A 13785-nucleotide genomic window follows, 5' to 3' on the forward strand; every position below is an offset into this window, starting at 1 on the left:
CCTCCAGCCCAAGGTACCCAGATGGTGCATCACAGCTCTTAGAACCGATTTGCATTGACCCAGTCCCATAAGTCTGTCGGGTTTCAATGTATCCGAGGTGCGACGCGATCAGGGCCGTCTAGGCTGACCTCCGCGACCCCACAATGGACATGCGCCGGGAGATGGCACCTTTGACCCAATCGAATCGCTGGATCATGAAACGGATCCTCCTTCTAGGGAGAGACCCGCTGCGCTGCTCAACATTTGGAATGGTTCAAGCTGGGCTTCGAATGCAGGCAGGATCTTAAGAGTTCTCGCGTCCAACTCTCCAGCTAGAAGAATTGCGGCCGCGATCAACGGCCTCACATCGCGCTCGCTCGTTCTAAAGAATCCGGTATTGGACGCGACTACAAGGGAAGATGTGGATCTCAGACTCCCGTTCCACTCAGAAGAATCGAGGCAGACAAGCGAGTTGGGACCGATGTCCCTGATTGAATCGGAAACATGAGTCAGGCCAGTACCCAACGGTAAAGCTTTCGGATAAAACTCGATCGGCCCAGGAAACATTGCGATTCCTGAGTGCTGGGCTATGAGACTCGCAGTATTGGGGCCGAATTTCTGGGGGACGGTGAACTCTCCGCCACACCAGGGACCAAAGATCATGTAGAGGGCAAGCGCTTCGAGTTCGGGGTTGACCCTCCAAGGCAAATCATCGAATACCCAACTCTTAGACGGCGGCTCGGCATCATACTCAGAGAGTTCGACGCTGTACGCCACCTGGCGCAACTTGGTCTTGTGCTTAGTTATCTTCAACGTTCTCTTCCCAAAACTCGTTGCCGAAGATCAACCACTCTCGATCTTCCGCAAGCAGACTGCCAACTTGATCTCCCTGGCAAATTCTCACTTCCCATGGAAGCGATTCAAGGGAGGAGCTTTCCTTTCGACGCATGAGGACAAAATGGTTGTCTAGTCCGTGCGACTTCATGACGGAATCAGCACAATCCAGAATCACCCGAATTTGCGCCGCGATTTCGTTCGGCGCTGCCGCCGTCGCTTCATCCCCAATAACGGTGTAATTCAGCCCATGCTTGCGGGCCCTGACCATGTCGTCAAAGCTCGCGCGCTTGAGGATCTGTACAGGGACATCCGGGGCCTCGTCGAGGCCAGTGGAGATTGTGGCGACAACCAAATCGCCCTCCCAACCTGATCGGGGTAAGTCCAGATCGTGGCCGGACGAGAGAAGAAGATTGCGTTGGGCTAGGTGATCGGGGAGAAACAGTCGCGCTTCCTCCAGCATTGCTTCGCGGGATGGAGTTTGTGGATATTCTCCTGTGTCTTTAGCAGATTTAGTGATCTCCTCTATCGCATTGGGGTCCAGACGCCATTGGATAAACCTCAGGGCAGAGTTGGCGTTAGATAGCTGACGATCCAAATCCAGAACTGTCACTTGTCGACTGTGCATGCGCCTAAGGGTTACGACCTCACCAATGTGGCTCAGTTTCGCGCCCGATCTGAGGAGGCGGAGCATGAAGTTATTGTCCACCCCGCTGGTTAAAGTCTCGTCGTATTTCAGTCGCTGAACAACTTCGGTTCGGATGAGCCAAGTACTATGTCCCGGTGCTGACCCCCTCTCCATCGCGGTTTCGATAGATGGAACCTTGGAGACAATCAGTGCAAGCTCCCCGGTTTGGTCGTCGAAATTGACAAAGGACCCAACGTTTCCAACAAAGCCTGGCTGGATGCCGGCAACCTGCCGCTCGAGACGCCGCGGGTGCATGAGATCATCATCATCGAGCACGGCCGTGTATAGACCTTTACTCAATTCCGCAGCTCGATTTCGAGCTGCGGAAATCCCCGCTTTCTCTTGCCAGTGGTACTTGATCCTCGGGTCAGCGAAAGACTCCAGCACTTCTCTGGTATTGTCATCGCCCCCGTCGTCGACTACGACGATTTCGAAATCCTGCATCGTCTGGGCCAGCACCGATTTGATCGAATCACCTATCAAGGTGGCGCGGTTATGGGTGCAGATCGCCACGGTTACTAGCGGAGGCGCATCCGCAGGACGGTGAGTCCAGTCGAGATAGTTTCTTACGAACGATCGATCGTTGTACACGATTTCGCGATTTCTTTGAACTACCTCGCGGCTTTCTTCATCTCGATCAACTGCTTCGCGCGTTGAAGGATGCCACATGTGATACATGCGCACCTTAGGGTCGTTGACCCACACAGTTGGGTATCCAGCTCGGCGAGCTCGTTGCGCAAAATCCAAGTCCTCACCCCCGTAGGTGTGGAAGCGTTCGTCGAAGCCCCGGATTTCAAAGAATCCCCTTCGCGAAATTGCCATCATGCCGCCCATACCCCAACGAGGGCGCAGCCTAGCTACTTGCTCTAATTCGTCCCACGAGCCCGGATGAGCTTCGACCCATTCGTCGTCGAATCCTCTCGGAAGATCGCGGCATTGCAGAAAGTATGCGGCACCCTTGTCCCCTTTTGAAATCTCTACAATCTTTTCGAATGAGCCCGGCGAGAACAACATATCTGCATCAGTGGAGACCAAAAGCTCACCTTGGCTGATCTCAAATCCCGCGTTCAACGCCCTCGATCTAGACCACACCTCCGAACCGTGTGTGTAAACGTATTGACACCCAAGGTCGTCGGCAAGGTTCTTATTTTGCTCAGGATCGATTGAACCGTAATCGGAGATTATGACCTCCCCCGTGCAATTCCCGAGCGCCTCTTGAATCGACGTAACAGCCAACCGGATACGCCGCAGACCCCAATCGCGGAAACCGATTACTACAGAAACGTCTGGTCTAAGCGAAAGACTCTCTACCCCCGAGCTGGTGCCAAGCGCCATTATTGTGCCACCCCTTCAAGAGCCAGTTTTCCAAAGTGCTTCCAAGGAGCCTCGATCTGAAGACCCAAGGATTCGAGTTGCGCTCCGTCACTTTCGACATGCCACGGAACAGCGTGAACTGTTAGGGATCCCTCGCTTGCCGGAAGTCGGAAAAACGAAGTGCGAGCTACTGCAGCTTGTTGTTGAGGGCTATAGAGGAAGAGTGAATCCAAGTTTTTCGAATACGAGACTCTAAGCAAATCAGCGGTCTCGGGAGCTGCTTCCACTCCTGCGAACTGGAATTTGAGCACGTAATCCCTGAAATTCAACGGACCCCGGGACCGGACAATGAGTCTCGCAGGGACATCTGAAACGGGCAGGTTGAATCGCCAAATCACAGATCAGAATCTACCAATTCGCAGGACGTTTGTAGAGATCTCTAATGGCGTTTCATTCTCGTTAATCAACGCAATATGCGCACCAGGACTCTATGACGTGCCGCAGGGTTGATTGTTCAAGCAGTGGCGTTAGAATTTACCGCATCCATTCAATCGTTCTGAAAGACCATATTTATGAGTGCACACGTCGCGTTTGTAGGCCTCGGCTACATCGGATTGCCAACAGCAGTTGTAATGGCCAACAGTGGCCTCGAAGTGACAGGTGTAGATGTCGATCCCACCAAGGTTGATTCGATCAACCGCGGTGAAGTCACCATCGTCGAGCCCGGCCTGGAGGAGGAGCTCAAGTCCGCCCTCGACAGTGGCCGGTTCCGAGCCTCTACCGACATGCCTAAGGCGGATGCCTACATCATCGCCGTACCTACCCCGTTCACCGAGGGTTACGACGTTGACATGCGCTTCATCTACTCGGCAGCGGAGGCAATCGCACCTCAGCTCGAAGGCGAAGAATTGATCATCCTCGAGTCCACCTCTCCCCCACGCACGACAGAACGCATGGCGCAGCGAATCCTGCAACTCCGCCCGGAGTTCCACGCCGACGGTTCCGAGGGCGCCGGAGCTACGCTCTATTTCGCACACTGCCCCGAGCGCATCCTCCCAGGAAAAGCAATGGAAGAGCTGCATACCAACGACCGCATCATCGGCGGCATGTCGCCTGAGGCCACCCGCCGCGCTACCGACATCTACGCCAGCTTTTGTCGCGGAGAGCTTCTCGCGACCAACGACCGCACCGCCGAGATGGCGAAGCTCACGGAGAACTCGTTCCGCGATGTCAACATCGCTTTCGCCAACGAGTTGTCCTTGATCTGCGATGACCTCGACATCAGCGTCTGGGAACTCATCGAGCTGGCGAATCATCACCCGCGTGTCAACATTCTCCAGCCGGGCCCAGGCGTCGGTGGCCACTGCATCGCAGTTGACCCGTGGTTCATCGTCTCGACCGCGCCCAAGACCGCGCGTCTCATCCGCACAGCCCGCGAGGTTAACGACGCGAAGCCAGAGTGGGTGCTGGAGAAGATCGACCAAGCAGTGAAGAAGCACGGCGAAGACGCAACCATCGCACTCCTTGGTCTTGCTTTCAAGCCGAACATCGACGACCTGCGCGAGTCACCGGCATTGGAGATCGCCGAGCGAGTGGCCCAGAGCTACCCCTCTGCCCAGATCCTCGCCGTCGAGCCCAACATCGCTGAGCTCCCCTCGGAGTTAACTAACTACCCGAACGTTCGGCTAAACAATTACTCCGATTCCCTAGAAGCATCTGACCTTGTTGTGCTCCTAGTCGATCACGACGAGTTTCAGAGTTACGATCCTACGCTGACCGCTAACTCCCTGGTCATTGACACCAGGGGGCAATGGCGCAGTCTCTAGGGAGCAGACTGCGCCGCCTAAGCGTTACTGGGACGCCGTGGAAGGCGAATCGATACCCCGGCAGTCCAACCGTCGCTTACTTGTGAGCGCACGCAGCTGCTCGCCCTGATATACATTGAAGTCCTCACCGAAATGAAATGGGCTTTGTCCCCATTTGTGATTCTTAGCTGCAACGGGCTGGGTCGGATACTCGATATAGACTGGCTTCCGTTCGCCTCGCGATACGATGTCGTACAACTTTAAGAGCTTCCCGTTCTGCTTCAGAATCAACTCGTAGTTGGGCAGAGGCTCGCCTCCCTCCACCTCGGTAGCCCAAAAGACCTTGTTTAAGATCACGGTCTTCTGGTTCATCGCTGCCATAAAATGGCGCCAACCCTCTTCAAACAGGTCGAAGTAGTCGGGAGAGAACATGTCCAACGATTCCCCTGTAGAAGCGAGATCCGTTGCTAAAAGCTCCGGGCTACTAGTGAAACGACTTTGTCCATTAATCTTTAATGGCAGTCTTTCATCAATGAAATCGACCAGCACGTAGTTGCCCGGCGCTTTCGAAGCTAACTCGACGTTGGTTTTCGCGAGATCCCCCTCGACCATTCGTCTCTGGAACTCGCTTGGGTTCTTCTCTAGTGCGCGTCGATCGAATTGCACTGGTGGCGATGTCACACTGGAGAAGCTGAATCGGGCGCGGTATCCCGAGAGTGGAAGACCAGAGTATTCGAAGCTGTCCCTAGAAACACAGCTACCCATAACGTAGATGAACTCATCCCACTGGATGGAGTCGACATTGAAGAACATGGCTGAATCCGAATACCATCTGCGCAAGAACATTCGAATATGCGTTGCGTTGCCGGCGCGGAACGTTTTCTCGAATCTACGAACCTCGCCCGCACCTACCAGATAGATGAAAAAGAACCCCGCCGATGATTCAATGAAACCTTCGGGCGGATCCTGCAATTGATCTTTTCCGATCCCAAGAACAATCTTCTCCCCCGGGGCGGCCATATACGATCCTGAGATAGAGAACGTCCCCTGCTCATCCGGGGTAACGACAAAGTTGGCAGCCGAATCGAGTGCGTAGAGACCTGGTGGATTTAGTGTCACGTGTCCATCGCTTCCTGGTAGTGAAATGGTGCCCGAGGGCTACTCCGCCTAGTGGCCACGCCTTCCAAGCACGAAGTTTCCAGCCCAAGAGCGGATAAAGCACCCAGCTCCAGTTCGAGGCGCCAGATGTAAGAAGGTGTGGGCCTCTCGTAGATCTTGCAGGATCGATTGTCTTAAAAATTGATCCTCTTGAGATAGTATTCCATTTATGGATATCGCCCTGCGAATTGACTCGATGGGCGCGACGAGAGGAGGCGCAGGCACTGGTCGGACCTATATTTCAGAGACGATCGATCTAATCCGAGAATGGACCCTTCCTTTCGCCGTTGCGCCAGCAGGAGAGAACGATATCTCCGTTTCGCTTTCCCACCCTTTCGATCTTGATCCGGCCCCACTGACAAAGCTCAAAGAGCTGCAAAACTTTTACCGGAAGCCGCCAAATCGGTTCACGAGAGGGCGTTGGCAACCGTCACCGAGAGGGAAATCAGGTCACTCTAACCAGGGAAGTAGTGTTGAAGTAGTTAACTAACTGTAGGACTAGCGGCTCCACGGAATGGGGCCAACGAAACCTATCGATTTAGAGGAAAAAATGGTTTTCATTGGAACCACAAGGTTCAGTCTTTTCAAGCCGGACTCTGGGGCGTGGCGGTCGTCCGCAAACGGCGCATTCTCTAGCCCAGAGCAGTATAAAGAGTATTTGTTCTCGCCTCGGAGGATCGAACCGAGAATGAAGATTTTACGTGAGGTCAGTCTTCCAAACCTCGCTGTGGCGGCTGAATCCCACACTATTCGCCACATCATCCACTATTCGCCGGAGCTCCCATCTCAATATTTGCGACAGTTGGAAGCATTGCAACGCGATTTTCCTTTCGTTGTACTTTCCGACGCCAGTGATTCAACTGGGGCGAGACACCCTTACACCATTGCGAACGAACTAAATCCTCACCAGAAGCCATATGTAATTTACCGATTGGACGACGACGACTTTCTGTCAACGAGCTACTTTGATCAACTTGCCCCTCTTGTGACCGAGGCCAACCTTGGTTTTCGGGTCTCATTGGCGGCGGGGTTAACCGGTATTTTCGATGGCGAGCGGTTCTCAACCATCCGATACTCGTACAAGCCATACATCGCGATCGGCCTAGCTGGCATATACGGACGGAATTCCCAAGGGCAATTCGTAGCGCCTGCTGAGACAGCACACAACCTTTCGGACCGCGTCGGCACTGTGATGGTGGACGCAACCGAGTGCTCATACTTCTGGACCCGTCACGCGGGGCAAGACACTGATTTCGGCAAGAATGAGGGCCTCGATGCAACACGGAAAGAGGTGGCATCGCTCCCTCCAATTCCAACGAATTGGAATCTATTCGAAAGTTTCCCGAGCCTAAGCGACCATACAGATAGCTTAAGCCGATCTGAGGTAATCAGCGATACCGACGTTTCGGAAGACGGGAAACCGCTCAGAATCAGTGCGACTGGACGATTCTCACTCTTGCTGGATGCCACCTTCCCCGATGGAATGCAGGCCAACGCTGGCCTAATCAGTTTCCAGATTGAACGTGACGGGGTCCCGACAGACGACATTGAAGTCCAGGGCATGACTCGATCCCCGAACCCAACTATCGGGCAGTACCGCTACATCACGACGTACGCGGGGCGCAGATCAAACCAATTTGACTTTGAGCTTCCTCCCGGATGTGAAGTGATTGGTGCCAGGATTACTCCATTTGGCGCATTAGGTAAGCCATTCTACGTAAATAGTCTTTACATCCTCCAGTGATCGCGCTTCGCAAGCGCGGCCACGTTTGGCCGGTGGCAACGATTACGGGACGCTGTAGGGAACGGGAACTGTGGCAACATAAAGCTGCTTAAATCGTTCCATCGAGTAGCGGGTCTGAACGTATTCATCGCCTACCCGACGGCGGCTCTCGTAAGTGCCGAAGTCTTGGCACTCAAGGACGTAGTCACGCATCTCGATGAGGCTATCGAAGATGTACTCGTTTGGGTACATGTATTCGGCACCTGCCCAAGGACGCAGCAAGGTAATGTTTCCCGACGCAAAGCCTTCGGCTGCAGCTACGTGTGACCCCTCTGCATCGCTAAGTGAGAGGATAAATCCCTTGTCGGCAAGTGCTTCGGTGGTGTCCACCCATCCTTCAAACTTCACGGCCGATTCGAGGCCATTCACGCGAACGAACCTCTCGCATTCCGCAAAGTATGCCCGCTCGGCGGGGTCGTTGAAGACCCAGCCCAGTTCATCCGGTCGGCGGCCGAAAACAGTGAGGGTGTAGCGGTCATCCACTTCTCTCAACGACTTCAGCAACTCGAGTGCCCGACGGTACCCCTTCCGGATTGGGATACTCCCGACCATCACCAGATTGAAAACCTTGTCTGGGTCATTCGACCTCTGGTACTTCTCGACCTCGATGTAGTTCGGAACGTAAACCACTTTTTCCCTATCGAAATCGAATACCCGTTGAGTCTCCTCAAACATTCCAGGAGCAATGGTGATGACCCGATCAAGCGCGTCCCGCTTGATCTGGTTCCCGTAGTCTTTACCGGTCTCAAAACGATGCAGGCGCACAGTGAGCGATTGGCGAGGATTCTTATTCTCCGAGTACCACACCGCATTGCCGAGCATCCATTCGCAGTGGATAGCGTCAGCCCAGTCTCGAAGGCGCTTGCTTTGCTCCAGATCGTGAGTCTCGTGCCCCGTCCACTCGTCCACCTGGACCTGGTAAAACGACTCGAGTTCGGGGACTGCCGGCAAAATGAAGCGAAGATCGTACCCCGCGATTAGAAGCCGAATCTTGATCTTTTCAAGGAAAGCGTCGTAGTCCTTGTTCAAGAGTAAGTTACAGATTTCCGCAAACCGCGGCCCATACGTGAAGGTGCGTACGGCTATCTCGTGCTCTCGGAGGAAATCGGCCAAAAGGTTAAACGAGCTGCGCTTGAACCCGCCTTTGTTGAACCGGATCATGTTCTGGATCGCTGCCGAAAGTGCCATTTGGCCACGTAGTGCGAAGTAGTCGATGCCTATCCGGCCGAGGATTTCAGTCGACTGGCGCCAGGCAGATACGTGGTTAAGCAGTTCACGGTCCTGATATTGCTGGGTGCTCGACGCTGCACTGGAGTCGAGCTGAACGTTATAGACGAAGTCCGGCTCATCCGAGTATTCGATCTTCCCAAGTTCAAGCGCGCGGTAGAGATAGATCGCGTCTTCTGCGAGACGGAGATCTTCTGGCCACCTCAATTTATTGGCTTCGAGGAACTCCCGGCGGTAAAGACTGCACACCGTCGTGCTGTGTTCACGAACCACCCGTGCCACTCGTTCAGCCTGAGTAGAAGTTTGATCCCAGCCTTCGATGCGATTCATGACGACCCGCTCGCGGCCGTTGTCGCGAATTAGAGGCGCACGCACCAAGTCTGCGTTGGTTCGCTGAGCCAAGCTCAATTCGGCCGCCACGCCAGCCGGAAGGATTTCATCATCTGGATCGAGATGGAAAATATACTCACCGGTCGCCATTGTGAGCGCAGTGTTCCTCGGCACCGATGGTGTACCGCTGTTCTTGGTTAGTCGCGCCGCTTTCACCCAAGGTCGGGTCGCTTGGAAGTTCTCAATTTTGACGTAGGTGTCATCGGTTGAAGCATCGTCGACAAACACAACCTCTGTGCCCGGGATAGTGTTCTTGAGCACATCGAGGGAGTCGAAACAGCTCGAGATCTTCGAGGAAACGTTGTAGCTGGGGATGAGAACTGAAAGAGTCGTCATAGTGTTTCCTCTAAATCACGTAGTACAGGGACGGTTGACCGCTTTGCAGGTCTTGGATAAGGCCCTTGAAGTGAGTGTCCTTAACCAGCGTTGGTGCCGATTCACCCGATCTAACCTGCGAGAACCTTGATTCAATGTTGGCCCCCACCAGATCCGTTGCCGCAACCACAGGGATATCGGTGTACTGCGCGTGCATGGCGTGATCCGCAAACGTTTCTGGCCGGATGTTGCCCTTGCTTAGCCGCTCTAACGGAATCAGCACGATGAGTTCATTGCCAGAGTAGAGCTGGTTCATCGGTGTTTCCCCTGACTGCAGCATCGGTTCCCACACCACCGCAACGCCGCCTCGGTTGAATTCGGTGAGAGCATCCGCGTAAGCGAGATTGTCCACCGCGCTGCTCAAAAGGATAATTCTGGGAGCACCCCATTGCCCGACACGCTTGAGCGCTGCGTACGCGTCGCTTGCTTCTTCAAAACTGTTCACACGGACCACGAGTGGCGGGACGGAAACCGACCGATCATTTGGCACCTGAGCTACAGCCAATATGTCAGCGAAGCGCTCACGGTACGTATGCGACGAGAGCACCTTACGGAGGTTCACCTCTCGAGCCCGATTCATTTCTTCGTCGCTGAGCCGCTTTAAGCCGGATGGGTTCTTGTCCAGATAGAGCACATCGTCACCGAAGAGTTCATAGACCCCATTGGAGTAGTTGGAGACGACGTAGGTATTGCAAGCCATGAGTTCAAAGATTCGGCGCGCAAACATGGTTCGGCTCACCGTCTCTGTGTTCACGGTCATGCCGATCTCGGATTCTTTGTACACATGGGCCATGTCCTCTCCGGAAACGGGAGGATTAAGTGCGTACTGGAACCGGCGCGGGAAGATCTTCGTCGGGTCATCCGATCCGTAGAACCGGTCGTAGATCTTCAGCTCTCGATCCGAAGCTTCAACCGCGTCGAACATCGTCTCCATGTCGAGGCTGCGTTGCTCGTGATTGGAGTACCATCCGCCGGCGAACACCACGTCGCGGGAACGATGCGCCCCGTTCGTCGGGTTGAAAAGGCGAGGCTGGACAGCAAATTGCATGACGTGCACGCTCTGGTGGCCGTACTCACTGCGGTAACGGGCCGCAGACTTGTCGTCGGTGGTGAAAATGTGGTCGAAGCGAAGCGCCGTGTCTACGAAGTTGTGCTTCTTGTCCTCGTAGTGAGAGGGGTCTTCCTTGTTCCAGAAGACAGTGGGAATGCCGCGAGCTCTGCAGTACTCGAGGATCTTCAGCAGTTCGGTGCGGTTCTCGTAATTGAAGTTCTCAGACGCGTACACGCGTCCCTTCCAAGGACGAGCCTTGGAGTCATGACCGCTCCACGCCGACTCGCAGAAGAAGAGATCCGGTTGGTGCGCTTCGATTTGCTCTCTCCACGTGGAGTAGTCAAGTGAGACAAGGTCGCATTCATATCGAAACGAGTTGTAAGAAAACTCGTCGAGAATCGCGGCAACCTTGATGTCTGCGGGCTTTCGACTCGCGTACCACTCAGGATTCTTGCCCGAGAAAGTTACTCGAACCCTGTTCTGCAGATTGGTCGAATCTCCCCACTGATAAAAGGACAGAGCCAGTTTCTTCGCTCGGCGCGGTAGACGAACCGCTACGCGGTTTTCGCTCACCGAGCCGGTGACACCGAGGTATGAGAAGTAACCGTACTTGTCACTACGAGAGGGCAGAACCGGGAAATCCATCTCACTGCCCGCTTCACCGAGCACCTTCACCGCCACGAGAGCAGCCTTCGCATTAGCTTTCCCGTCGCGAGTCAGCAGCGTGAGATCGATGTTCGCTTCCGTTGCTCCTTCAACATCCACTGTGATCTCGAGAGGCGACGCTGTGAGGTGCACCGGCTCGTAAGGAGCAAGAAACTTATCGACGTCTACATCCAACGTGGTGGTAAATTCGCCAGCCCGGGTTTGCTTGGTTTCAGCGTTAGCGACACCGAACTCTCTAGCTCGCTTCTTACCGTTGGGAGACGGAAATGTAATTGTTGGCTGTGTCTCCAGTCGCTCGGCGAGCACCGTGTCGATCCAACTGGGGAGCCGATCAATCCTCGACGATAGTTCGTTGAGTAGCGCGGATGTCCCGAACTCCGGATCCTGCAGTTGTTGCGTTTCTGAGATAAGGCGATCCAGGCGAGCGTTGAGACGCTGGTTCTGACGCTCCTGACGAGCCGATCGAACGATCAAGCCCGCCCCCAGTGCTGCGGTCGCAGTCGAAGTGAGAATCGATGCAGTCCGCGCGTTCTTCGCACCCGTAGCAGCTGCAGAAGCCACCGCTCCAGTTAAAGCTGCCCCACCTAAAGTAGCGATTTCGGCGATGAAAGCTTTTGGCTTCCGCATGTCAGCGATCCTTCTTCTCGTAGCAAGCGATTCCGGCATATCGTAGCAAGCATTGCGCTTGCGCTCTCCGCTGAAAAAGACGGAGATTTTTAGACCTAGCCACCACCGGAGTTCGTGAAGAAGATCGCCGGCCGACTGTAGTTGAGTTTCACACCTTCGAGAAAGTCGTAAGCCGGGGCTTTATCTTCCTTGCCTAGGAGCCGAGCCCACTCGTGGTACAGCGGCGAAATCTCTTCCATGGGGCCGTCTTCGATGACCTCACCTTTGTGGATCCACACTGCTCGATCACAAAGCTTCTCGATGGTGCGGATGTCGTGCGAAACAAGCAAAAGGTTGCCCGCCTTGTCGATGACCTCGCCGATCCTCTGTTCAGCTTTGGCTCCGAAGGCTGCGTCGCCGGTCGACAACGCTTCGTCGACAAGCAAGATCTCCGGATTGACTGAGGTGGAGATGGCGAAGTTGAGGCGAGCCCCCATGCCTGAGGAGTACGTGCCCATCGGGCGGTGAATTGCTTCGCCGAGTTCTGTCCATTCCGCGATGATCCCGATCTGCTCGCGCGCCTCCGCGGGGGACATGCCGAGTGCTAAGCACCCGAGGTAGATGTTCTGCTCGCCGGTGAGATCGCGCTGCAGCGCGGGTGCGACTCCCATGAGCGTTGGGCGGGATTTCACCAAGATGCGCCCCGTTGTCGGCTCCTCGCCACCCGAGATGAGGCGCAGCAACGTTGATTTGCCCGAGCCATTCAGGCCCATGATGCCGACGCTCTCCCCTGGCGAGACCACCATGGACACACCTTTCAGGGCTTCTACTCTCTGGCGGCCTCTGAGCATCCGCGAATTTTTCAAATCCTCCGAACCGCCGCGGCCAATCGCGTAGGTCTTGACCACGTTATCTACGACTATCGTGGGGTCCAGGTTGCGCGATACGCGGTCAGATTCGGTCAGGTTGCTAGCTAAGTCGGACATACTTCGCCTCCGCTAACCAGAAGTAGAACAACCCGACGACAAACGTCCCGAACGTCCACAGGGCCAGGATTCCCCACGTCGCCAGATCTGGCGGACTGCTGTAGATCACGCTGCCTCGCAGGGCCTGCAGGAAGAGGTACGCCGGGTTCGCCGTCATCAATGAATGCAGCATCGGGTGGTCCACAAAACGGTCGATCGAGAACATGACCCCGGAGAGGAAGAACCACGCCTGGCTGGCGAACGTGATCAACGCGCGGGTATCCGGTATCTCCGCGGTGAGCCTGGCTGCTATCAGCATGAGGCCGCATCCGAAGATGTGCATCATCAGAAACAGTGGCACGGCCAGAATGATGGACCAGTTCAAGCCCTCAAACTTTTGGTACCCAATTGCCATGATGACGGCGATGAGAGCCGGGAGGATGTTGTCCAACAGATTCCGCAGCGTCTGCGAAATCGCCAAGGCCGCCCGCGGAAATTGGAAAGTCTGGATGAATCCCCGTGAGTTCCGGATCAGCATTGAGCCCTGATTGAGCAGCGCCACCATCATTCGCATGAAGATCACGCCGATGACAAGGAACCCGAGGAAGTTCTCCACGCCCTTCGAGGTTTTCAGAACAAGGCCGAATAGGAACGCGTAGAACAACACGTCCAGCAGCGGTTGGAGCACAAGCCAGAGGCGCCACAGGCGGTAGTCCTTCGTGGTCCGCAAGGCTTTCAATCGCGCATCCGCCCAAATGAAAGACCGGTAGTCCCACAGCTGCTTGCAGTAGGCGAAAAAGCCCGGGCGGCTCTGAAGCGATTTCAGCCCACCTGAATCTACGAAGTGGACTGGCTGACCCGCGCTGAGCACGCCTTCCAAACGCTCGAGCGAGGCATCAGCCTCTGATTCGCGTTTAGCTCTTGTCATCCCCACGGTCCCATTC

Annotated in this window: 9 protein-coding genes; 2 read left to right on the forward strand and 7 right to left on the reverse strand. The window is 55.0% G+C overall.

All coding sequences use genetic code 11. From position 1 onward, the window contains the following. Positions 1 to 192 precede the first annotated feature (192 nt). Complete coding sequence (locus CGLAUT_RS08910; protein ID WP_095660414.1) at positions 193 to 792, reverse strand: hypothetical protein; 600 nt, start codon at positions 790 to 792, stop codon at positions 193 to 195. After that, entirely contained in the window at positions 779 to 2836 is a 2058-nt protein-coding gene (locus CGLAUT_RS08915) for a glycosyltransferase (protein WP_290184696.1), read from the reverse strand. Before CGLAUT_RS08915 ends, CGLAUT_RS08910 begins: the two co-directional genes overlap by 14 nt. A 551-nt stretch (positions 2837 to 3387) precedes the next feature. Here CGLAUT_RS08915 and wecC point away from each other — a divergent pair. After that, a complete protein-coding gene (gene wecC / locus CGLAUT_RS08920) occupies positions 3388 to 4641 on the forward strand; it encodes a UDP-N-acetyl-D-mannosamine dehydrogenase (RefSeq protein ID WP_290184698.1) in 1254 nt (417 codons plus the stop codon). Between the two features lie 24 nt (positions 4642 to 4665). On the opposite strand, the gene CGLAUT_RS08925 is transcribed toward wecC, so the two are convergent. Then, a complete protein-coding gene (locus tag CGLAUT_RS08925; protein ID WP_290184700.1) occupies positions 4666 to 5739 on the reverse strand; it encodes a DUF6270 domain-containing protein in 1074 nt (357 codons plus the stop codon). Between the two features lie 589 nt (positions 5740 to 6328). On the opposite strand from CGLAUT_RS08925, the gene CGLAUT_RS08930 reads away from it, so the two are divergent. Continuing rightward, positions 6329 to 7522, forward strand: a complete 1194-nt coding sequence (locus tag CGLAUT_RS08930) for a glycosyltransferase (RefSeq protein WP_290184702.1) — start codon at positions 6329 to 6331, stop codon at positions 7520 to 7522. A gap of 42 nt (positions 7523 to 7564) precedes the next feature. Here the strand turns inward: CGLAUT_RS08930 and CGLAUT_RS08935 are convergent, their stop codons facing one another. From CGLAUT_RS08935 to CGLAUT_RS08950, 4 genes are all read right to left on the reverse strand, one after another. Beyond that, positions 7565 to 9514, reverse strand: a complete 1950-nt coding sequence (locus CGLAUT_RS08935; RefSeq protein WP_290184704.1) for a glycosyltransferase — start codon at positions 9512 to 9514, stop codon at positions 7565 to 7567. A gap of 10 nt (positions 9515 to 9524) precedes the next feature. Further along, on the reverse strand, positions 9525 to 11897 hold the full coding sequence (locus CGLAUT_RS08940; protein WP_290184705.1) for a CgeB family protein: 2373 nt from the start codon (positions 11895 to 11897) through the stop codon (positions 9525 to 9527). A 95-nt stretch (positions 11898 to 11992) separates the two neighbouring features. After that, a complete protein-coding gene (locus CGLAUT_RS08945; RefSeq protein ID WP_095660424.1) occupies positions 11993 to 12862 on the reverse strand; it encodes an ABC transporter ATP-binding protein in 870 nt (289 codons plus the stop codon). Continuing rightward, positions 12846 to 13769 carry an ABC transporter permease gene (locus CGLAUT_RS08950; protein ID WP_095660425.1) on the reverse strand — a complete coding sequence of 308 codons (924 nt, stop codon included), beginning with the start codon at positions 13767 to 13769 and terminating at the stop codon, positions 12846 to 12848. Before CGLAUT_RS08950 ends, CGLAUT_RS08945 begins: the two co-directional genes overlap by 17 nt. Positions 13770 to 13785: the final 16 nt, after the last annotated feature.

The sequence above is a fragment of the Corynebacterium glaucum genome (assembly GCF_030408855.1).
GTDB classification, from domain to species: Bacteria; Actinomycetota; Actinomycetes; order Mycobacteriales; family Mycobacteriaceae; genus Corynebacterium; species Corynebacterium glaucum.